Source organism: uncultured Shewanella sp. (genome assembly GCF_947501665.1).
Lineage (GTDB): Bacteria > Pseudomonadota > Gammaproteobacteria > Enterobacterales > Shewanellaceae > Shewanella.
Genome location: NZ_CANMWS010000010.1, coordinates 78662 through 101062, shown reverse-complemented (window position 1 = coordinate 101062; position 22401 = coordinate 78662). Strand labels below are relative to the sequence as shown.

The 22401-nt window shown below is 37.4% G+C and carries 24 protein-coding genes; 17 read left to right on the top strand and 7 right to left on the bottom strand.

The window, feature by feature from the left end; genetic code table 11:
• The 10 genes from Q0976_RS09430 to Q0976_RS09385 all read left to right on the top strand — a co-directional run bounded on the left by Q0976_RS09430 (position 1) and on the right by Q0976_RS09385 (position 11810).
• Positions 1 to 2418 carry an MMPL family transporter gene (locus tag Q0976_RS09430; RefSeq protein WP_299493294.1) on the top strand — a complete coding sequence of 806 codons (2418 nt, stop codon included), beginning with the start codon at positions 1 to 3 and terminating at the stop codon, positions 2416 to 2418.
• Positions 2409 to 3728 carry an NAD(P)/FAD-dependent oxidoreductase gene (locus tag Q0976_RS09425; protein ID WP_299493292.1) on the top strand — a complete coding sequence of 440 codons (1320 nt, stop codon included), beginning with the start codon at positions 2409 to 2411 and terminating at the stop codon, positions 3726 to 3728. Before Q0976_RS09430 ends, Q0976_RS09425 begins: the two co-directional genes overlap by 10 nt.
• Positions 3729 to 3841: 113 nt before the next feature.
• Positions 3842 to 4510 carry a DUF3261 domain-containing protein gene (locus Q0976_RS09420; protein WP_299493289.1) on the top strand — a complete coding sequence of 223 codons (669 nt, stop codon included), beginning with the start codon at positions 3842 to 3844 and terminating at the stop codon, positions 4508 to 4510.
• 80 nt (positions 4511 to 4590) lie between these two features.
• On the top strand, positions 4591 to 5829 hold the full coding sequence (locus tag Q0976_RS09415) for a beta-ketoacyl-[acyl-carrier-protein] synthase family protein (RefSeq protein WP_299493287.1): 1239 nt from the start codon (positions 4591 to 4593) through the stop codon (positions 5827 to 5829).
• The gene (locus Q0976_RS09410) at positions 5822 to 6331 is read left to right on the top strand and encodes a hotdog family protein (RefSeq protein WP_299493285.1); all 510 of its coding nucleotides are present in this window, start codon (positions 5822 to 5824) and stop codon (positions 6329 to 6331) included. The genes Q0976_RS09415 and Q0976_RS09410 overlap by 8 nt, the downstream gene beginning before the upstream one ends.
• Entirely contained in the window at positions 6328 to 7053 is a 726-nt protein-coding gene (locus Q0976_RS09405; RefSeq protein ID WP_299493284.1) for a 3-ketoacyl-ACP reductase FabG2, read from the top strand. Before Q0976_RS09410 ends, Q0976_RS09405 begins: the two co-directional genes overlap by 4 nt.
• Positions 7054 to 7126: 73 nt before the next feature.
• The gene (locus tag Q0976_RS09400) at positions 7127 to 8380 is read left to right on the top strand and encodes a beta-ketoacyl-ACP synthase (RefSeq protein ID WP_299493442.1); all 1254 of its coding nucleotides are present in this window, start codon (positions 7127 to 7129) and stop codon (positions 8378 to 8380) included.
• 525 nt (positions 8381 to 8905) lie between these two features.
• Entirely contained in the window at positions 8906 to 10078 is a 1173-nt protein-coding gene (locus Q0976_RS09395) for a 3-oxoacyl-[acyl-carrier-protein] synthase III C-terminal domain-containing protein (protein WP_299493282.1), read from the top strand.
• A 15-nt stretch (positions 10079 to 10093) separates the two neighbouring features.
• Entirely contained in the window at positions 10094 to 10843 is a 750-nt protein-coding gene (locus Q0976_RS09390; protein ID WP_299493280.1) for a hypothetical protein, read from the top strand.
• 19 nt (positions 10844 to 10862) lie between these two features.
• Positions 10863 to 11810 (top strand): hypothetical protein, encoded by a 948-nt coding sequence (locus tag Q0976_RS09385; protein WP_299493278.1) that lies wholly within the window; start codon positions 10863 to 10865, stop codon positions 11808 to 11810.
• Between the two features lie 750 nt (positions 11811 to 12560).
• Here Q0976_RS09385 and Q0976_RS09380 read toward each other — a convergent pair.
• From Q0976_RS09380 to Q0976_RS09350, 7 genes are all read right to left on the bottom strand, one after another.
• Complete coding sequence (locus tag Q0976_RS09380; RefSeq protein ID WP_299493276.1) at positions 12561 to 12893, bottom strand: hypothetical protein; 333 nt, start codon at positions 12891 to 12893, stop codon at positions 12561 to 12563.
• Positions 12894 to 13105: 212 nt separating this feature from the next.
• Positions 13106 to 13435 carry a hypothetical protein gene (locus tag Q0976_RS09375; RefSeq protein WP_299493275.1) on the bottom strand — a complete coding sequence of 110 codons (330 nt, stop codon included), beginning with the start codon at positions 13433 to 13435 and terminating at the stop codon, positions 13106 to 13108.
• A gap of 250 nt (positions 13436 to 13685) precedes the next feature.
• Entirely contained in the window at positions 13686 to 14075 is a 390-nt protein-coding gene (locus tag Q0976_RS09370; protein WP_299493273.1) for a hypothetical protein, read from the bottom strand.
• A gap of 177 nt (positions 14076 to 14252) precedes the next feature.
• On the bottom strand, positions 14253 to 14516 hold the full coding sequence (locus Q0976_RS09365; protein ID WP_299493271.1) for a hypothetical protein: 264 nt from the start codon (positions 14514 to 14516) through the stop codon (positions 14253 to 14255).
• Between the two features lie 146 nt (positions 14517 to 14662).
• Positions 14663 to 14854 (bottom strand): hypothetical protein, encoded by a 192-nt coding sequence (locus tag Q0976_RS09360; protein ID WP_299493269.1) that lies wholly within the window; start codon positions 14852 to 14854, stop codon positions 14663 to 14665.
• 294 nt (positions 14855 to 15148) lie between these two features.
• The gene (locus Q0976_RS09355; RefSeq protein ID WP_299493267.1) at positions 15149 to 15514 is read right to left on the bottom strand and encodes a hypothetical protein; all 366 of its coding nucleotides are present in this window, start codon (positions 15512 to 15514) and stop codon (positions 15149 to 15151) included.
• Between the two features lie 26 nt (positions 15515 to 15540).
• Complete coding sequence (locus tag Q0976_RS09350) at positions 15541 to 15906, bottom strand: hypothetical protein (RefSeq protein WP_299493265.1); 366 nt, start codon at positions 15904 to 15906, stop codon at positions 15541 to 15543.
• Between the two features lie 480 nt (positions 15907 to 16386).
• Here Q0976_RS09350 and Q0976_RS09345 point away from each other — a divergent pair, with 480 nt between their 5' ends.
• The 7 genes from Q0976_RS09345 to Q0976_RS09315 all read left to right on the top strand — a co-directional run bounded on the left by Q0976_RS09345 (position 16387) and on the right by Q0976_RS09315 (position 22187).
• Positions 16387 to 17628, top strand: a complete 1242-nt coding sequence (locus Q0976_RS09345; RefSeq protein WP_299493263.1) for an HlyD family efflux transporter periplasmic adaptor subunit — start codon at positions 16387 to 16389, stop codon at positions 17626 to 17628.
• 32 nt (positions 17629 to 17660) lie between these two features.
• Positions 17661 to 18065 carry a hypothetical protein gene (locus tag Q0976_RS09340; RefSeq protein WP_299493261.1) on the top strand — a complete coding sequence of 135 codons (405 nt, stop codon included), beginning with the start codon at positions 17661 to 17663 and terminating at the stop codon, positions 18063 to 18065.
• A 120-nt stretch (positions 18066 to 18185) separates the two neighbouring features.
• On the top strand, positions 18186 to 18524 hold the full coding sequence (locus Q0976_RS09335; RefSeq protein ID WP_299493259.1) for a hypothetical protein: 339 nt from the start codon (positions 18186 to 18188) through the stop codon (positions 18522 to 18524).
• A gap of 496 nt (positions 18525 to 19020) precedes the next feature.
• Positions 19021 to 19278: a hypothetical protein gene (locus tag Q0976_RS09330; protein WP_299493257.1), complete on the top strand. Its 258-nt coding sequence runs from the start codon at positions 19021 to 19023 to the stop codon at positions 19276 to 19278.
• Positions 19279 to 19328: 50 nt separating this feature from the next.
• Positions 19329 to 19523, top strand: a complete 195-nt coding sequence (locus tag Q0976_RS09325) for a hypothetical protein (protein ID WP_299493255.1) — start codon at positions 19329 to 19331, stop codon at positions 19521 to 19523.
• Positions 19524 to 19528: 5 nt separating this feature from the next.
• On the top strand, positions 19529 to 19738 hold the full coding sequence (locus tag Q0976_RS09320; RefSeq protein WP_299493253.1) for a hypothetical protein: 210 nt from the start codon (positions 19529 to 19531) through the stop codon (positions 19736 to 19738).
• A 346-nt stretch (positions 19739 to 20084) separates the two neighbouring features.
• Complete coding sequence (locus Q0976_RS09315; RefSeq protein ID WP_299493251.1) at positions 20085 to 22187, top strand: peptidase domain-containing ABC transporter; 2103 nt, start codon at positions 20085 to 20087, stop codon at positions 22185 to 22187.
• The last annotated feature ends 214 nt before the right edge of the window (positions 22188 to 22401 follow it).

The following is a 22401-nucleotide window of genomic DNA, read 5'->3' as shown; positions in this document are numbered from 1 at the left end:
ATGATGAAATATATTACCCACAAGATTGGTAACATTAAACCCAGAATAGGGTTTATCATTTGGTTAGTTATCTTAGTCAGTATCAGTATCACAGGCTTAAAGGCATGGCAAAACGGCGCTAAGGTACAAACTGATATTTTAGCGATGTTACCTCAAGTGAAAGAGGATCCTCTCACCGACAGAGCCTTATCACGTGTCGAAAGTCAGTTAGCGAATCGCATCTATATCGCGCTCATCGCCAGTAATGAAACAGAGGCGATTGCAGCATCAAAAGCCTTTATAAAAAATTTAAAATCAATTCAACCACAAGCATTTAGTGACATCCAAAGCGCAGATATCAATCAAGGGGAAACCTTAAGTCGATATTTTTTCCCTTATCGATTTAAGCTGCTGACTCCTTCGCAAGCTCAGGCTTTAGCAACACATCAACTGCCTGAGATGATAGCCAAAGTTCAACAGCAACTCTATAATGCTTTTAGTTATGCAAACAGTAACTTATTAAGCCAAGATCCGTTATTACTTTATCCAAGTAATGTTCTAGCCATGGCTCCCAAGAATCAATTGCACATTCAGCAAGGCATATTACTGCATAAACAAGATGACAATATTGCCGCTATTATCATGGCAAAAGGTATAGACAGTGCCTTTAGTCCAAATGCACAACAAGCGCAATTATCCAGCTTAGATCAGGCTTTCTTAGCCACTCAAAAACAATATAATAATATTCGCTTTATCAAAGCAGGCGCTTTATTTCACGCGGCATCTGCAACAGACAATGCAAAAAAAGAAGTGTCCACCATAGGACTGATTTCGCTATTAGGAGTCATAGGGTTAGTCTTACTGGCCTTTCGCTCGATTATGCCACTCGCCATCGCCCTGCTCACCTTATCGACAGGTTTTATATTTGCCTTCGTAGGCACCTTATTAGTATTCCACCAAATCCATTTACTGACCTTGGTCTTTGGTACCAGTTTAATTGGCATTGCCATTGATTACAGCTTTCACTTTTACTGTGAACGGTTACAGCATCCAAAGTTATCAGCACAAAATACCGTTAAGCTGATTTTCCCAGCCATTAGCTTAGCATTACTCACCAGTGTATTGGCTTACCTCAGTATGGGGTTCGCCCCGTTTCCTGGTATGCAGCAGGTCGCCATATTTTGTGCATCAGGCTTAATGGGGGCTTATATCACGTTAATTCTTGCTTATCCTTTATTGGCTCAATCACCTTTACCAGAGACATTCACTCCACTACGTATGGCGAGCCAATATCAAACTTATTTGTATCAAATAAGTCAAAAAATACCCTCTAGACAAGTAAAACTCTTTATTGGCTTCATTATTATTTTTGGCGGTTTAGGCTTGTTGCAGCTTAACAGTAATGATGATATTCGCCAGCTTCAACAAAGCCCAAAACACATCACACAAGAAGAAAATCAAGTGCGAAATATACTCAGTGGCGGCACAGACAATCAATTTTTATTAGTGAGAGGCGACACTGAGCAGGCCCTATTACAACAACTTGAAAAGTTAACACCTTACCTTAAAGAAGCGATATCACAAGGCTACTTAGGTAATGCCATTAGCTTAAGTGCTTATCTTCCAAGCCATCAAAAACAAGATAATAACTACCAATTACAAAACAACATTTATGGTTCTTCATTACCACAGACGTTAGACAGTATTGGCTTAGAGGCAAATCTGACCTCTTCTTTACAATCGGCTTATCACGCCGCTCAAAAACATTATATTGAACCCGATCACTTTTTTAATAGCCCCGCAGGAAAAGCTTTTTCACCTTTGTGGCTGAGTCCAACGCAAACCAGCGGCACACAAAATGATAAAGAATACGGTAGCATTGTACTCTTAGGCGGTATTCAAAATTTACCGGCATTGACTCAGTTACTTTTGCCACTCACCAAAGATGGCGATGCCGTGAAAATGGTCGATAAAGTAGCCGATATTTCCCATATCATGGGACAATATCGGCAGCTCACCTTAGGCCTATTAGCCATAGCATTGCTGCTTGCCTGCCTGATTTTTTCCATCCGTTTTCATTTTAAATTAGCCCTTATCATAGTGGCAGTGCCTGCAAGTGCCTCTCTTTTCACATTGGCTCTATTAGGCATAATAGGCAGTCCGTTAACCCTATTTCATGCGTTAGCGTTAATTCTTGTTTTCGGTATTGGTATTGATTACAGCTTATTTTTTGCCGAAGCTAAAAAAGACAGTGCTGGGGTCATGATGGCCGTTTTCTTATCTGCTTGTTCCACATTATTAGCCTTTGGGTTACTGGCATTTAGCGATACTCCAGCTATTCACGCATTTGGCCTAACACTCTTGCTGGGCATTGGCTTCACTTTTTTATTATCTCCTTTTATTCGTATTGCCACACAAGGTCAATTTTCATGTCGTTAGAATTAACCTCTCCTGATATACCCGCTGACTTGGATGTCGTTATCATTGGGGCTGGCCCATCAGGCAGTATTGCTGCCAGCTTATTACACCAACAAGGGAAAAAAGTATTAGTTCTTGAGAAACAGTTTTTCCCTCGCTTTTCTATTGGGGAAAGTTTATTACCTTGTTGTATGCAAATTATCGAAGAAGCCAATATGCTTGATGCCGTCAATCAGGCAGGGTTTCAATTTAAAAATGGCGCTGCATTTCAATTTGGTGAGCATTACACGACCTTTAATTTTACTGAAAAGTACACATCAGGCCCAGGCACAACCTTTCAAGTTGAACGGGCAAAATTTGATAAGTTGCTTGCCGATGAAGCCCAAAGCCAAGGCGTCGATATTCGATTTGGTCAAACGGTTGAACATGTTGATTTACACTCTACACCTTGTTTACACATCCGTAATGAGAATAATGACACCTATAAAATCAACGCAAAATACATTTTAGATGCCAGTGGTTTTGGTCGTGTGTTACCCAAATTATTAGATTTAGAACAAGCATCGGACCTTCCCACACGCAGCGCCATTTTTACACATATTGAAGATAACATTGATGATCCCCATTTTGATCGCAATAAAATTTTAATTAGTGTGAATCCTATTGATTCCAGTATTTGGTATTGGCTTATTCCCTTTTCTAATGGCCGCTGCTCAGTTGGCGTGGTGGGCGAACCTGACAAGCTCATGACTCAAACACAGGACTTAACAAGCCAACTAAAGCACATGATTGCACAGGAACCGAGTTTAGATAAATTATTAACCAATGCCAATATCATTAGTGATTGCAAAGAGTTAAAAGGATACTCGGCTAATGTCAGCACATTAGCAACCCACCAATTTGCCTTATTAGGCAATGCGGGAGAATTTCTTGATCCTGTCTTTTCGTCAGGTGTCACTATTGCAATGCAATCTGCCTCTATGGCGGTCAAATCACTCATTAAACAACTCAATGGAGAACACATTGACTGGCAACAAGATTATTGCAAACCATTAATGCAAGGTGTTGATACTTTTCGTACCTATGTGCAGGCTTGGTATGATGCTCGTTTTCAGCAAGTCATTTTTCACCAAGGGGGCAACCCTAAAATCAAAGGTATGATTTGCTCTATTCTTGCAGGTTATGCTTGGGATATTACCAACCCCTATGTCAGTCAGTCTGATAGACGGCTCAATACATTGGTTGAGCTGTGCCATCCCATCTCTCCCTACTCAAGTTCAGAAACAGAACTTGCATCAAATGTGGCATTGGTACGAGACACAGCGAAATGACACTCAACCAATGTCAACATCATGCTGTTTTTAATATAAATATTTTCAAAGTGACTATATTTATATTAAAAACAAGACAGCTTGAAACACAGAAAGAACAAGGCTCAAAATAGATGAAATTATCCACCTCTTTTCAAACAATAATCCTTCTATTAGGTTTATTGCTCTTATCGGCTTGCAGTCAGTCATTGACACGACAAACTTGTGTCTCTTTACCCCAAGACAGCCACTATTGTTTAGCGCCTTTACTCAATCAAACCCACAGCATGACACAAAAAATCAATATTAAGGTTGGCGCACAACAGCATGAACTCATGGGTCAACTAGACATGGATCCCCAAAACATGACCTTAGTCGGCGTAGCCCCATTGGGCCAAGCCTTATTCACTCTAGATTATGACGGTAATACACTTAATAGTGAGCAAAGCATTTTGCTCGGTAAGCAATTTAAAGCCGAGTATTTAATGGCCATGTTACAACTCATCTATTGGCCTCAGCAGGAAGTGAATCATTATTTACAAGGAGCGCAGTTAAAGACCTTAGATCAGCCGACATCACATTGCACGACAAGTGACTCCCCAAAGCACAATAAATCAGTTGATTGTGCTAAAACTGTGCAATGTGGTGCAGTGCTCTGTAAAGCGTTATATAATAGCGAAAATGGATCAACTGAAATGCCGCTATTACAGATCCAGTACAGTGATCCTTCTCCTTGGAATGCCAATATAACATTGACGATACCACAGGCTGAATTCACTCTAACACTCACGCCAATAACATAACATGCACTTTCAGGTAGCTTAGATAATATCGGACAGTGAACCTATAAATAAGCTGGCCATTTATCAGCATGAAGACACTTATGACACAGATAGCAATAACACAATTGGGCTTGTGTACCCCTTTAGGGCAAAACACAAAAACAGTACTCACTCATCTACTTGCTGGTACCAGCGGACTGGCCCCAAAAAATGACTTACTGTTTGACAGGACTGCAATGGTTGGAGAAGTTACCGGACCTTTACCTGATATTCCTGCAGCGCTATCTCAATATCATACTCGCAATAATCAAATTTTATTGTGCGCAGCAAAACAAATTGAATCAAAGGTCAATCTTGCTAAAAACCGTTATGGCCAACACCGTATTGGTATTGTACTCGGCACAAGCACGTCAGGCATTGAAAGCGGCGAACAAGCGCTCAAATTTTACAATCAAGAACAAGATTTTCCAGAAGGCTACGATTATGCCTTACAAGAATTAGGCAATACCAGTCAATTCTTGCAAGCCTACTTTTCCTTATCTGGCCCTTGCTACACTATCTCAACGGCTTGCTCTTCTAGTGCTAAAGTCTTTGCCAGTGCAAAGCGCCTATTAATGGCCGATCTTTGCGATATGGTCATTGTCGGTGGCGCAGACAGCCTTTGCCAATTAACCTTAAATGGCTTTGATGCTTTAGAGTCTATTTCAAATGTGACTTGCCAACCTTTTAGTGTCAACAGACAAGGCATTAATATAGGAGAGGGCGCGGCTGTTTTTACCCTTGAAAAAGCCACTTCAGCCCAAGCATTAACGGTTCAAGGGCAAGACCCTATACTGCTTGCTGGTATTGGTGAGTCAAGCGATGCCCATCATATTTCAGCACCTCACCCTGAAGGACAAGGCGCAATTATTGCCATGCAAGCGGCAATTCACAATGCCAATATACACGCCAGTCAAATTGATTATGTCAATTTACATGGCACTGCAACACAAAAAAATGATGCCATGGAAAGTCGAGCCATTGAGGCTGTTTTTACGCCTAACCTACCTTTAGTGAGCTCAACAAAACCCTTAACAGGACACACATTAGGCGCTGCAGGGGCAATAGAAGCAGCATTTTGTTATCTCTTGTTATCTGATGAAAACCCACAAGCTTTACTGCCTCCCCATTTATGGGATGAACAAATTGATAGTCAGAACCCTTCTCTTTCTTTTGTTAGTCAGCACAAACCTGTTCATGGTAAAAAACCACTGCGTTATATCATGAGTAATTCTTTTGCCTTTGGTGGCAGTAATGCAAGCCTAATTTTTAGCCGAGGAGATAATACAAGTAATGATTAATCTACACACAATTCAAAGTCATGATATTGCCGATTATCTCCCTCATGATGCGCCCATGATATTTATTGATAAAGTCATAGAATATCAAAATGATACCCTATTATCAGAAATAACAATCACCCCCCAAAGCGCTTATTTTGATGCCGCCTTATCTGGTGTACCAAACTATGTTGGCATTGAATATATGGCGCAAACCATTGCTGCCCTTGCAGGGATCGAAGCCAAAGATCGAAATGATATTATCCGAGTGGGATTTTTATTGGGTAGCCGTAAATTACAATTGCATACTCCATTTTACGCATTAGATTGTACTTACCACACTCGTGTTAGACGACTTTATCAAGAAGAAACAGGTTTAGCCGTATTTGAATGCCAAATTCTCGATCACAATAAGATTATTGCTGAGGCCAATATCAACGTGTTTCAACCTCAAGAATCACAAGATTTACCTCAAGATAACACTCCAAATAATAGCCAAGATAGTCAGGAAATCGCACAATGAAGCAACGCGTTTTAATCACAGGTTCAAGCAGGGGCATAGGCAAAGCCATCGCGCTAAGATTAGCTAAACAGGGCTATGATATCGCCCTGCATTTTCATAGTAATCAACAAGCGGCCAGTGATACCACCACTGAACTTGAAACATTTGGCGTGCATGTGTCTACTTTACAGTTTGATATCAGTGATCGCCATGCTGCCAAGCACGCCATTGAAGCCGATATACAATCTCACGGGGCATACTACGGCGTGATCCTCAATGCAGGTATTGCACGGGATACCGCTTTTCCAGCCATGACAGAAAATGAATGGGATAGCGTCATTCATACTAACCTTGATGGTTTTTATAATGTCATACACCCTTGTACTATGCCCATGATCCAAACTCGACAAGGTGGCCGTATCATCACACTTGCATCAGTATCAGGTATTGCAGGTAATCGAGGACAAGTGAATTACAGTGCCTCTAAAGCAGGCATTATCGGTGCGACAAAAGCCCTCTCTTTAGAGTTGGCCAAACGTAAAATCACCGTCAATTGCATTGCACCAGGCCTTATCGAAACCGATATGGTGAACGATATACCCACCGATTTAGTGAAAGACATCGTGCCCATGAGACGCATGGGTAAACCCGAAGAAATTGCTGGTTTAGCCCAATTTTTATTATCAAACGATGCATCCTACATTACCAGACAGGTCATTTCAGTGAATGGAGGTATGATTTAATATGGATACGCATATTGCTTCCAATCTAGAAGCACCTGACACACCTACAGAGACTCAGCCAACTTCTGAGCCAATGACACATAAAAATGCCCCCTCACATAGGCGTGTGGTGGTTACGGGGATGGCTGGGATCTCATCTTTAGGTCATGACTGGGAAACCATTGCCAGTAATCTAAAAAAGCAACAAAATTGCATTGTTAGAATGGACGAGTGGGATAAATTTGATGGCTTACATACTCGCTTAGCAGGACCTGTCACTGATTTTGTCACCCCTAAACACTATTCACGCAAGAAAATTCGCTCTATGGGGCGGGTATCACTCATGGCTACTAGAGCCAGTGAGCTTGCACTCATTGATGCCAATTTACTTGACGATCCGCTGATCACTTCAGGCAAAATGGGGGTGGCCTATGGCTCATCAACAGGCAGTACCGATCCCTTATTGGGCTTCAGTAGAATGCTTGATACTGGGGATATGTCGGGCGTGACGGCAACAAGTTATATTCGCATGATGGCCCACACTACGGCGGTCAATTTGGGAGTCTATTTTGGTCTTAAAGGCCGCGTTCATACCACCAGTAGCGCCTGTACATCTGGAAGCCAAGGCATAGGCTATGCTTATGAAGCCATAAAATATGGTCAACAAGATCTGATGCTCGCAGGGGGGGCAGAAGAGTTGTGCCCAACAGAGGCAGTCGTATTTGACACACTGTTTGCTACCAGTACGAAAAACGATCGTCCCCACTTGACCCCCAGTCCTTTTGATCAACACCGTGACGGCTTAGTAATAGGAGAAGGCGCTTGTACATTGGTGTTAGAATCGTTAGAGCATGCACAAAATCGTGGGGCCCATATTTATGCAGAGCTTGTGGGGTTTGGCACAAACTCTGATGGACAGCATGTGACTCAGCCCAATAGCGACACCATGGAAACAGCAATTCGTTTGGCCATAAAAGATGCACAAATCTCCCCTAATGCTATTGGTTATGTCAACGCTCACGGCACCGCAACCGAGCGAGGAGATATCGCCGAAACTCAAGCCACACAAGCCGTTTTTGGTCAAAATCAGCCTATTTCATCCCTAAAAAGTTATACGGGTCACACCTTGGGCGCTTGCGGCGCATTGGAGTCTTGGCTCAGTATTGAAATGATGAATGAAGGCTGGTTTGCGCCAACACTCAACTTAGCACAAGTTGATCCCGCTTGCGGTGAGTTAGATTATATCAAAGATGATATTCGCCATATTGATACGCAATATGTGATGAGTAATAACTTTGCCTTTGGTGGGATCAACACATCACTTATTTTTAAGAAATGGCATGATTGATAAACAATAAGGTCAGCAATCAATACTAAACATGCAAAAAAAAGAGTAAAAAATCAAAAGTAGAGCAACTTAATTTAAATAAAGAATGAAAATACAAACCATAAAAAAATAATAAAAAAGAACTCTTCTATTTTTTTGTTATACGCCTCTTTATTTACATATTGAATTCTATCAATAATAAATGAAGTCGATAACATTGATAACTTTTTAGAGCGAGATCATGCTTTTTTACAAAGCATGATCTCGCTCTAATTACAAACAAAAAAACTCAGCTAAAGGTGAATAAATATTAACTAAGGTGTAGGTTAACACTTATTCTTTAACTGAAATAACAATTAAAGAATTAAGTTAAAAGGACCCTATATTTAACGGATTATTTCAATATGCACCCTAGTATTAATCGATCAAATCATAGCAACGCCTTCAATGAGACACCATGTTTTCCAAAAACAAAACCTCCTAACTCATACCATTAAACCTACCAAACTTTGCTATTCAAGAACGCTGAATTAGGAGGTCACTCATATGCCTTACACACTCAATAATGTATACATAACATCAACGGGATCTTATTTACCCGGCCCCGCTATTAATAATGAACAAATGGAAGACGTTCTCGGCTTAGTCAATGGCCAACCTAGCCAGTTTAAAGACAGTATTTTACGCTCAAATGGCATTGAACATCGTCACTACGCACTGAATCATCAAAATAAACCAAGTCATTTAAATGAAGAGCTTGCTGTTAATGCTATTATCGCGGCACTAAAAAGGGGGGGAATTCAAAAAGAAGCGCTGCAAATGATCGCTGCAGGCACCACTATGCCCGACATATTAGCACCTGGGTTTGCCAGTATGATCCAAGGTAGGCTGGGCGGCAATCCACTGGATATTTTAAGTTGTGCTGGCATATGTGGCGCTGGCGCAGCAGCAATGAAAGCGGCCAGTAACACCATAAGAATTGGCCAACATCAAAAAGTGGTTTCAGTGGCTTCTGAGCGCCCTTCCATTTTTATGCGCGGATGTCGATTTACGCAAGAAAGTCAGTTGGCTCCAACTCGAAAAGAGGTAGAAGAGGGCTTTCAATATTTTAATGCCGACTTTCTACGCTGGATGCTATCCGACGGTGCCGGCGCTATTATCATGGAAAACACCCCCTCTAAAATCAACCTTTCTCTACGCCTAGATTGGATGGAGACCTTCTCCTATGCCAACGAGCTTGATACCTGTATGTATCTTGGCACTAATCAAATAACAAATATGCAAGTCCATCATTCTTGGCTCTGGGAAGACAGCATTGCAATGGCCGAATCCGAGGGCAAATTACTGCTTCGCCAAGATGTGAGACTGCTTGCCGATAACATAGTCCCCATTACCGTTCATGCTGCTAAGACATTAAAAAATAGAGGCATGCTGAACAATGAGGCCATCGATCATTATCTCCCTCATATTAGTTCTTATTTCTTTATGGATAAACTCTATAACAGTATGAAAGAGCAAGATATTGGCATTGAAAAAGACAAATGGTTTACCAACCTCAAACACAAAGGAAACACAGGTTCAGCCAGTATTTACATCATGCTTGATGATGCATTAAGACAAGGTTTATTTAAGCCCAATGAAAAAATTCTGCTGATGATCCCCGAATCCGGCCGCTTCTCGGTGAGCTATGCCCAGCTAACAGCAATCGCACCTCAATAATAAGGACATTACACTATGCTACACGAAATTAATACGCCCTATAGCGTTGAAACCATTTATGCCAAATCCCCTATTGGCGATCGCATGGCCAAGCTTAACAACCCTGTTTTTGAATGGTTAGGCTTAGCCTTAGGGGCTGTCTGGTGTGAATTTGAGGAAAAACTCAGCACTATAGATATTGTCCAAAAAATAGAAAGTAAACACCTATCCCTCGTTGAGTACCAATCCTACTTATTGAATATGCGTCAACAAGTGAAAGAAGGTGCACGCTGGATTTCTCGCGCAGCCAGTAGCATGGACGATAGCCATACTCCACTGCGCAACGCCTTAATTGCGCATTCGGCAGCCGAACATAAAGATTTCACTATGCTTGAACAGGATTATGTCAAGGTTGGCGGAGCGCTCTCGACGATTCAAACAGCAGAAAAAAACATCGGCTCTGAAGCATTACACGCTTATATTTTTGCTCAGTCCTCTCAAACCAACCCGGTTCACGCTTTTGGTGCCACCTTTATCATAGAAGGTATGGGCACAAAAAAGGCGGGGTTATGGGCCCATTGCATTAGCAAAGCCCTATCGCTGCCTATTGAAGACATCAGTTTTTTATATTATCACGGTAAAGCCGATGAAGATCATTATGAAAACTTATTAAAAGTATTAACGTCACCGTTTATTACTGAAGAAGTGGCGGTCCGCATGGTTAAATGCGCTAAAGTCGTTGCTCGCTTATATGCACTGCAATTAGAAGAGTTAGATAACTGCTAGCACTAAAAGGAGCGCCATTATGACAGCCCATAACAGACAAGATCCTAACTACTTAGATGAGTTTATTTTAACACCTAATGTGGCTATTGATGTCGATGAGCCACATCAGCAACACAATAAGCCTCCACGAAACAGACAAGATCCGGATCATTTTGACGCATTCGTTTTGGCGCCTCACATTAATATTGAACCTGATAACCAGCACAGGCAAAACATTGATTTAAAGCGCCCAACTCGACGCTATCTTTATCCATTGATCCGTTTTATGTCTAAGATCCTAATTGTCATCATCATGTGTATTAAACGGGTGCTGCCTTTTCTGGGATCCGAATACTTACTGAATAAATTAGGCGTCTGGTTCATCAATACTATGGTGTCACCTGAAGCGACCTATTATTTTCTTCAGCACTTTCACACTGAAGCCAACCTCATTAATTTCCTTGCCAGAAACAGCAAGGGCGACAATGTCCATGAAGTCGACTTGAAACCCACAAGCATTGATCAACTGGGCAATAATGACGGTGTCAACGCCATTAAATTACATGATATCAATCTCTATAATTTAATATTGGATCTGGGTCACTCCCATAACGCGAATGTCAGCCAACGAGTCCCCCTTGATAAACTCGACTTTTCCATGCTGACCATTGACAATATTGATGTGGAGCCCAATCGAAAACGCCTGATCAATCTGGACATGGATACCTCACTCTATATTATGGGCATTTTTATGGCGCTTTTTTTTACCGACAGGGAAATAGAGCGGGCAATTACGTCATTACAGTTTGATGAAAGCATCATGGTCTCACTCGCGAAACTCACCGGTGACGATCAATTTAAACACTGGACCCCCATGAAGTTTACTAACTGGCTGGGTTACAGCTCAGATCCCATTCGCGATCTAAGGTGGCACATGATGGTGCACGATTACGCTCATGCCTATCTTAAAAAACTTAACCCCAATTGAGCATAATACCAATTCCATTATATAAGTGATCTTTCAGCGGGAATTCAACATGCTGTAGGCAAGGCAGATGATTGAAGCTAATAGTTATTCTATATCGAAAGCAGCTAAGTCACATAAAGTATGTTGAAACCCGCACAAAGTGAGCTTCTCAGACATTCCACTTCTGCGTTGCATTCATTTGAAAGGGAATTACCATTACAGCATAAATGCGCCTTGAATTGAAAAGCCTGAGAAGCTCTGAATTGATCATCTATATAATAGAATTGGTATAAGATCTCAACCACGATCCATTTTAGAGAGCATATGTAGAGAGCATACACTTGAACAGGTCATATATGAATGGGGCAGACTGCCCCGCCCCATTAGGGAGAAAGTAAGAAGTGGAGAAAGTAAGAAGTGGAGAAAGTAAGAAGTGGAGAAAGTAAAAAATCCCCACTCATCCTTTAATCGACCCAAACATCAATCCGAGCATCAATCCATGCATCAAAGTACATAAAAACGGTGCGCTTAACCCATAAAGCACCACTTATTGAAATAGTTATTTCGGCGGTTTTTCGGCAATAAAAGGCCTATTCTTAAGGCTTAAAACATGGACTTTAGCAAAGCGCTCAAGTCACATTTTATGCTTTTGTTATTGTTATAGTTATTGTGATAAGTAGGGGGGGGATGGGGGAATTACTACCAGACAAAGCCCATAGTTTATTTAGTTAAAAGTTTTACTCGGCATCAAAGCTATTAAACTCCAAGTTCCTATGTTTTAGTGATTGAGTGAATGATCAACCTTATCGTTGCTGCTCTACTCTCTTTTATTAATAATGAGATAAGATTTGATATAGCAAATAAAGTAAAGATAAAACTAAATACATCAACACCTTCTGTATCGAATAATATAAGTGGTGTAATAGAAATTAAAATACCTACAAAGTGCACATACGCTCGATAAGTGAGTGAGAGGTTATTATCCACAATGTTATTTTTTATCGTGATATTACCAAATATAACATCTTTAACAACGACACTGTCATTGTTTAAGCAAGCATTAAAACCCACATTATTTAACTGTTTTGAAATATTCTCTAACATTGTTATGTTCCTACAACATTAATTGGTTAAAATAATTACACATGTAGTTATATATCAAATAGATAACTATCACGGTTAGGCTTTAGACTATGTTCATTGTCACACAAAAACTTAACAACCACCTACTTAAGTAGATGGTTGTTAATTATATTTTACTTAAAATACAACCTATTAATAGCTAATAGGGCATTTAATCTAGGCGTTGTGTTTATTTACTCTGCATATATCTTAAATGTATGACCATGACCACCGCCAAAACCACCACTACCCCCAAAACCACCACTCCCCCCAAAACCACCGCCACCTATATTTCCACCATTTCCACCTTTAGGTTGATTTGGTCTAGCAGGATTACTTTTACCTGTAACCCAACGGTAATAGGCTGAGTTTTTCTCCATATCTCGAATATTTTTTTTGTATTGTTCACTTGCTTTCCATTCATCCCAAGCTTTGTCGATAATTTTTCCTCCTACATAACCTGCAACAAAATTACCAAGTCCTGCTGAAATAGCTTTAGTTTCTTTAATACATAATTCTTGCATTTTACATCCTTTAAAAAACGATTTTTATTTGATAATTACTTGAGATAAATTATCTAGTATTCATTTTGGTAATCGAGCTTAAATAATATAACTATTACCTGACAGAAAATGGATAGCGCTATTTCAAGCCACTACCTTTATAAGTTCTCACCCCAAAATTCACGAGTCCTTATTACATCAACGATGATGAATAAAAGAATTGAAAAACTTCACATTGTATCAAGATGAAAATTATAAACTTACATTAAATTCAATTTATTTCTTTACGTATAAAGCACAAATATGAACACTCAATAATGACCAATAACATCATAGGAATGACGAAAAGTGTTATATAACCAGAAACAAATAAATAAAATACAGTACCAACTGGTACCAACCTATATTTACTTCCAAAAAAAGCAGTTTGAGGGTAGCATTTTCCCATAATCAATTTAACAAAATTAAAGTTGAAAAATACAGAAAAACAAGAATAAAATACAATCAAACCTAATAGCATGAAAAAAACATTAAAGTTCATACTTGGCCATTTGAAATAAATGTCATATATTTTCCCTGTTAAAATTAAATCAACAGCAATACTGTATAACAACAAGAGTAAACTTAATACGGCAACGGAAAAAAAATTAAATTTTTTCATGAGTAACCCTTAAAACATATTATAAATACAAGCTATCATAAGTCTACTACTCTCCAGAAGGAAATCCATACTTGAACAATTAAAAGATAAAATCAGACAACAAGACAAATAAGTCTAACTATATTATCCTTACAGAATAATTTTCCCATCGACATATGCTACTAAATAACCAAATATTCATCGATTATATCTATAATTTCCACTAGCACCGCCACCAGATACTCCACCACTGACGCCACCACCGACTCGATTAAGACGAACGCCGCCACCGACACCAGCAGCACCAACTCGATTAACACGAACGCCACCACCGACACCAGCTGCGCCACCGGCGCCACCACCGACACGAGTTTTACTACCATGTGAACTATTAATACCTGTTGTCATTTTTCCTTTCCCACCAAAAATAACATCTTGTATTAGCAAATTTATTTCTTTCATAATGCTTCCTTTTATTGAAAATAATGTAACAAAAATTAAAGTTAACAACCTAGATACATGCCTTTCAAGAAGTCAAATAGGCATAAACATAATCGAATGTAATCTTAATTTCATATCAAGCTTCAGACTTCCTAATCTGCCGCTTGTTATCGACCACAGGTTAAAATGTCATCTCTACGATAACTAAAAGGATTCCTACTTCGCCCATTAAAATGGGGTGTCGGCCAACGTTGTCCATGAGGAAATGGTTTGTCTGGCTTGGGGTTATTACACCCATTAGCTATTTGCTGCCCAATCACACCGCCAACAAAAGGTCGACCAACTAAAGTAAAGCCCAAAGTTATAGCTCCTCCTGCGATGTCACACCCAGAAGCTCCGCCTAGTGACTGACCAGCAAGATTTTGCTGTCATTGTTTAAGCAAGCATTTAAACCCACATTCTTTAACTGTTTTGAAATGTTCTCTAACATTATTATGCTCCTACACATTAATTGGTTAAAATAATTACACATGTAGTTATATATCAATTGGTTAGCTAACCCCTAGGGTTTAGAGTATGTGCATAGTCAAACAAAAACCTAACAACCACCTATTAATAGCTAATAGGGCATTTCATCTAGACATTGTATTTATTTACTCTGGTGACAGCTTGAGTCTAGACCCGCGGCCGGAGCCTGCTTGGCGGACGCCAGAACCGCTCCAGCCCTGTGTTGGCCAATAACCACCTCCGTTTTTAGGAATGCTAGGATTAGAATTTCTTGGATGCTTTACAGCACCATTAGCACAACCCTGACTAACCATATTACTCATTGCGCTTGCCATACCCGCACCAATAACAGGTCCAAATGGTGCACCAGCTGCAATGCCGGCAAGAGTGCCAATTGTACTACAGCTTCCTGTAACTCCAGAGCCTACCGCTGAAGCTGCAGGGACACCAATTCTTGTTCCTTTTCCTCCACCTTTAACGGAATGTTGCTCAAGTATATTAATATTTTTCATAGTAAATCACCTTATTAAATGATATTTTATTCTTTAGTGAGCACTCGGTAATTCTCATATACTGAAAAAACGAGTGCAAGAAAAATAAAATAACCTATAGACTGCCCAACAAAAGTTGCGCAAAAAAATATAAAGCCTATTTTCAACCAAAAAATAGAACCTTTTGAATTATCATCATTTGAAAATAAGCTTAACACTCTTACTTTTATATCATGTCCTTTTATGGCTGCAATCAAAATTGTTACTATCAACATATATATGATTAAAACAGAAAGCCTATTAATAAACCCATAGTCATTAAAATTATTTAAAAAGTTAATCGTTATCTCACCTAAAAAACCTAGGCATAATGATATTGATAAAATCAGATAAAACTTAATATTAATTTTCAATCTACACCTCTTTAATTCGCCTCCACTTTGAATTAATAAATAATAAAATCCCATGGAGAAAACTAAAAAACATTAATCACTGATTGCAGTTAAGTACTAACTTAACTACTTATTATTAAATGAAGTTACGCTAATTTTTATCTATAATGAATAGAATGTTACTTATATCGGACACAATGAATGGATATAAGGGTGGGCACACTTACAAACTTTACTTTCATTTTTAGAAATCCAATATCAATAATAATCCAATAACTAATACTTAGTGTATTAACCACGAAAATAATAATGAATTTCACAAACAAAAAATACTATACAAAAGTCAAACAAATTAAGAATAACTAAATTAACAAAATAAAATATTTAAAACATTACTCTTTTATTGTTGACAATATCAAGTTTAAATGGATAATGCTTCGAGAATTAAAGGATGTTGATTTATGGTTATATATATAAATCATCCAAGGATGGATAACAAAAATGGCAAGTCTATTTAGAAAAGAAGTATTAAACAAAACTAAAAATCAATATTTCAGTAAAGCATTAATAGTCACTCCTATATCACTGAGTTATATTTTACTTTTTATATTGCTAGCTACTATTACAATTATTTTATTCCTTTTTACAAATTCCTATGCAAAAAAAGAAAAAGTCACGGGATACTTAATCCCTACCAATGGTATTTCCAAAGTCTACTCTCATGTCAATGGTATTGTCAGCCAACTTAATATTAAAGAAGGTGATCATGTTGAATTGGGTGACAACTTGCTCACAGTCTCTAGCTATAAATATGTAGAAGAATCTATTAGTGTCGATAAAGCGAAATTACGAGAAGCAGATCTTCAAATAGCGATAGTCAACAATCAAATAAAGCAAGTATCCTTGTTATTTGCTCAAAAAAAAGAGCAAGCAGTAACAATGAAAAATATTTTAATTAAAGAAAATAAAGAGCTCGAACAACAAAGTCTGTTCCTTAATGAAAGATTATTGATCGCAAAAACACGTTTAAAAAATATGACTTCACTCTCTTTAAAAGGCAATGTCAGTAAAAATGAAGTCACAGAGCACCTTGATATCGTGCTAGATTTACAGCAACGGATCCAAGAGCATAGTACCAGAATACTGAAATCAGAAGCTGAAATTGCTAACCTGAATAATGAATTAGTGAAAATACCTTATGAAAAAGAGCAACAGATTAATCAACTCAATATTGAAGTATCACAACTTTTAGCCAGTAAATTCAATATACAAGAAAACAATGAATTAATCCTTAAATCAGCAGTATCAGGCACAGTAACATCAATAAAACTAGCGATTGGAGAATTCGCATCTCAAGGTGACTATTTAGTCAGTATTCTGCCTGATCATTCAGAGTTACAAGCTGAGATATACGTTCCTACTCGAGCAATTGGCTTCATTAAGCAAGGTGATGAAGTTAATTTCAAATTTGATGCATTTCCTTTTCAGAAGTTTGGGGTCACTAAGGGGGATGTATCGCATATCTCAAAAAATATTGTTTTCGCAGCAGAAACTAATCATAAGTTATCATTTAACGAACCTGTATATAAAATTAAAGCTAAATTGCACCAGCAATACATTAATGCCTATGGTAATCATACACAGTTAATTCCAGGGATGTTATTGCACGCTGACATTATCACAGATAATAGAAGCCTATTTGAATGGCTATTAGAACCGCTTTACATCCTTAAAGGTTATTAAAGATAAACCATTTAAATTTTTGAGAATAAATAATGAATAAATTTCATGTAATATTAATGTTTGGTATTTCACTCATAATTGGATTAAGTATAGACGTTGTAAATTATAATATTGGTTTTTATTTAGATTATAATCAAGATACAGGTTACGATATAATTCTTAAGATTGCTTACATAATATTCTTAAGTAGCATACAATTTACTGTAATCAATATATTAACGGCCTACTATATTAAAGAGCATACAAAAAAATCTATTTTAGAGTATATGATTATGAAAATAAAACCTCAAAAAAAAACAGATATACATTACTACCCATGGTATACACTTTCAATTTGCGCCTACTCTAGTGGGCTCATCACATACTTGACCTTACCAATGATGATGTATGTTTTTGAAGAAATAGGTTACTTAAAAAATGATTATTTTAAAAAATAATCTTATAACATCATTTATATCAAAACACCAATGCATTATTTAACTTCAACAATTAAAACTTAACATAAAATAAGTTTACAAAGTATTTTTTATTCGTTTACTACATTAAAAGGAACAAAGATGCGCAATATTTCACATCAAGAAAAAAACAGTATTATTGGCGGGAAAAAAGGTATAAAGAATCGATATCCAACTGCACAAACCAATCTTGGCACTAGTGCAGGTGCTGCAACTATGGCACATGCAACGGGCAATGGTAGAATTGGCTGTGCTGTTTTAGGTACATTATCAGGCGCAGCAACACGGGTAATTACAGCGCCAGCGGGACCTCTTGTTTCAGGATATTCAGGCCCTGTTGTAAGCGGAGCTGTTACTTATGCTTGCAATAATAGACCTACTAATTATCAAAGTAGACCCTCTAGCGGAATATCCAACCGTAATCGTTATTGGCCAAATTAAAAGATATAATTCAAAGTAATTATATTATAGTTCTCATGGGTTAGTGACCTGAAACTAACTCATGATAATCACATTGAATTCAAGCATCATCAACTACACATTTACTGGAAATAATATTAATGATAAACATTACAAATAAACAACAACATCATATTATTGGTGGTACTGTAAAAATGCGCTCAAAAATAGAACAATACAATGATTTCATAAAGCACGAGGAAAATATGCATAAACGTCATTTTTGTAAAGAATTTCCATCGTTATGTGTGATCGATAATTCAGGGAAATTTATGATAAAACGTCCTTTAAAAAGAGAAATAAAATCGCTTAAGAGGCTGGATCACCCTAGAAGATCCTAGGTTTAATGTTCGAACCTAGGAGATTAGTTATATCACTCTTTCTGATGTAGATAAAAAATATATTAATAGATGTACTAGGCCTATTAAACTAGTATTCACCTAAATATTTCTTCACAATAAAACAGGAATTCAATAAAATGAAATTAATGACCCAATACAAACAATTGCAAGTTTGTGGTGGCACGATACATTCTAAAAATGTGCAAAAAAAACAGGATCCAAAAATCATATTTAAAAAAATTGAAAGTGATCGCAACAACCGAATAATAAAAAGTAATATAGAGTTTTTTAATGAAAAATATAAATCAGATAAATTTAGAAAAGACTATTGTGGTGAACTAAATTACAATCAGTGTTTAAGTAAAAAAATATCATCACTTGTATTTCCAATGTGATTTTTATAAATAAAAAATTAATTACCATCACATTTATGATGAAGGGAAAAATGAAAGAATTAAAATCAACTTACCTTTTAAATATTGTTGGCGGATATGCCAAACCTACAGGTTTTAGACACAAGTTCAAGATTGTTTTTGATAAAAGATATAGTAATACAGAATATAAGCAATCATTCTGTAAGGAACGCAATTATACCGAATGCTACCAAGCAGCATTGCAACTTGAATACATTATGAAGTAGAACAAATGAACATTATTAACAGTGATAAATTATCCAGCGTTGTTGGTGGAATTCTTTGGCGTCCACCACTCACTAAAGAAATTCGTATAAAAGAAAGAGCAGACTTTGATAAAAATTACAAATCAAAAGAATATAGAGAATCTAATTGCAAAAATAAAAATTATGAGCAATGTTTTCAAGATAGATTGCATATTAAATATGTTTTATCGAGATGACAATAAATGAATGTCATACATAAAAATTCACTATTTAATATTTGTGGTGGACAATATAAGTTGAGTTCAGAAATAACAAAAAGAATACAAAAAGAATATATGGAAAGAAGAGTACATGGATTTAATAAACAATACAGTCAATCCAGTGACTTTCGAAAAAGAGTCTGTGGAGAACAAAGTTATAATGAATGTTTTACTCAACAAATAATGATGACAAAATTCCCAGTCTAATAGACTAAAATCATACTGTTTTTAACAAGAAACACTCAGTATTAAACAATACTGAGTGCTTCTTATTTTACATTACATCATTAAATTCTTATATACTAATTAAGTTAAGGTTAACATGCTGTCTTTCTTCCCTAAAAAAAAGTGCCCTGTCATTCATCAATCGGAAAACAGTGAATGCGGTATTGCATGCCTCGCTATGGTGTCACATTACTATGGTCGAAAAACAGATATTGCATCGTTACGTAGAGAGCTGCAATATAATGACAATGGCTTGTCTTTGCATACACTATCAGAATATGCACAACAAATAAATTTAGAGTCACGAGCCTTGCAATTGGAAATGAATGAATTAAATCAACTTCGTTTACCTTGCATTTTGCATTGGGATCTAGATCATTTCGTTGTTCTAACCAAAGTCAATAATAAGTCAATTAGTATCCACGATCCCGCTATTGGAAAAAAAGTCTATTCACTTACCGAAGCGAGCCAACACTTTACCGGAGTTGCATTAGAGTTATTTCCGACAATTGAATTTAAAAAAGAAGAAAAAACCAATAAACTTTCTTTAAGTGCCTTTTTAAGTGCTTCAAAAGGCCTTAAATCTGGATTATTCAAAATGTTAATAGCCTCATTGTTATTACAGGTTTTTTCTTTAGCCTCCCCTTATTATATGCAACTAGTGGTCGATGATGTTATCGTTAACCATGACCGTGATCTGCTACTCCTATTATTAGCTGGTTTTACCTTACTCACTTTTATATCAACAATCACTGGAATAATACGCGAACTCATTGGATTACACATTCAAAGCCACTTAAACATTCAATGGGGTGCAGCACTATTTAATCACTTATCTAAGTTACCCATGGCCTGGTATGAAAAACGTCACCTAGGCGATATAATGAGCCGCTTTGGAGCCCAAAGTGAAATCCAATCTTTTATTACTTCAACTTTTGTTAATGTTATTCTTGATGGCCTAATGGCCTCTACAACACTAATCATGATGTACATTTATAGCCCCACACTCAGCGCCATTGTGTTAAGCGCTGTCCTCATTTATGCATTGTCTCGCTATCTCAGTTATCACCCTTTTAAAAATAATGCTCAAGAACAAATTACCGCATCAGCAAAAGAAGACAGCTTCTTTATTGAGGGTATTAAATCAATACAAGCAATCAAGTTAAAAGGTTATGAAGATAAACGTAAAAAAGAATGGTTGTCATTATATACCAATATGACAAATTTAAGCATTAAAGGCTCTTTATGGTCCATGGGCTTTAGTACATTTAACAGCCTCATTATGACAGCTGAAAATTTGATTGTTGTTTATATTGCGGCTATTAGCGTTATTGATGGTTACCTTTCTATTGGAATGATGATGGCATTCATGGCCTACAAAGGTCAGTTTTCATCTACCATTAGTGGATTAATCGACAGCCTTGTTGAGTTTAAAATGTTAGATGTGCATTTAAGCAGGCTCTCTGATATAGCATTAGAGCCTCAGGAAGACAATCGCTGTGGAATAGGGTTACCAAGCAAAATTCAGGGCAAAATTGAACTGCAGAATATCGGTTTTAAATATAGTGAAAATAGTCCTTTTTTGTTTAGAAATCTCAATATCACTATTACACCAGGTGAAAGTATCGCCTTTACTGGTCCGTCTGGATGTGGAAAAACCACTTTAATGAAAATTATTTTAGGGTTACTTATACCCACTGAAGGAAAAATCCTCTTAGATGGTACTGATATCAAACAAATCGGACTCGTAGCTTACAGACAGCGTATAGCTAGCGTTATGCAAAATGACACTTTATTATCTGGAAGCATAGCCGATAATATTTCATTTTTTGATGAAAAAATCGATAGAAAGAAAATGAAGGAAGTTGCAAGGAAAGCCTTTATTCATGATGAAATAGAGCAACTCCCTATGTCTTATCACACGTTAATTGGTGATATTGGTTCCTTATTATCAGGTGGTCAAACGCAAAGAATTCTGTTAGCCAGAGCTCTCTATCAAGATCCTGCAATAATGGTATTAGATGAAGCGACGAGTAATCTTGATCTAATGAATGAGTCACACATTAATGCAGTCATTAATGAACTTCCATTAACACGCATTATTGTCACTCATAGACAGTCCTCTTTAGAATCCGTGGATAAAGTCATTGATCTCTCTCAAAGAGAGCTTAACCAGCTTAAAGTCAAATCAGTAGAATAATTGAAGTTTGAGCTTTTACGTTGTCTTTTAGAGTATTATGGTAGGTGAGTTTTGTCCCACTTTATGATTTAGAATAAAAAACCCGACCAGTGATAATAGCCATTATCACTGGTCGTCGTGTCGGGGAATTTTTTTATTCATTGTTTTTAATAACGTTAAATCATGGGCTATATTTCCTTACCAGTGATAACCACTCTCGCACTCAATCCATTTA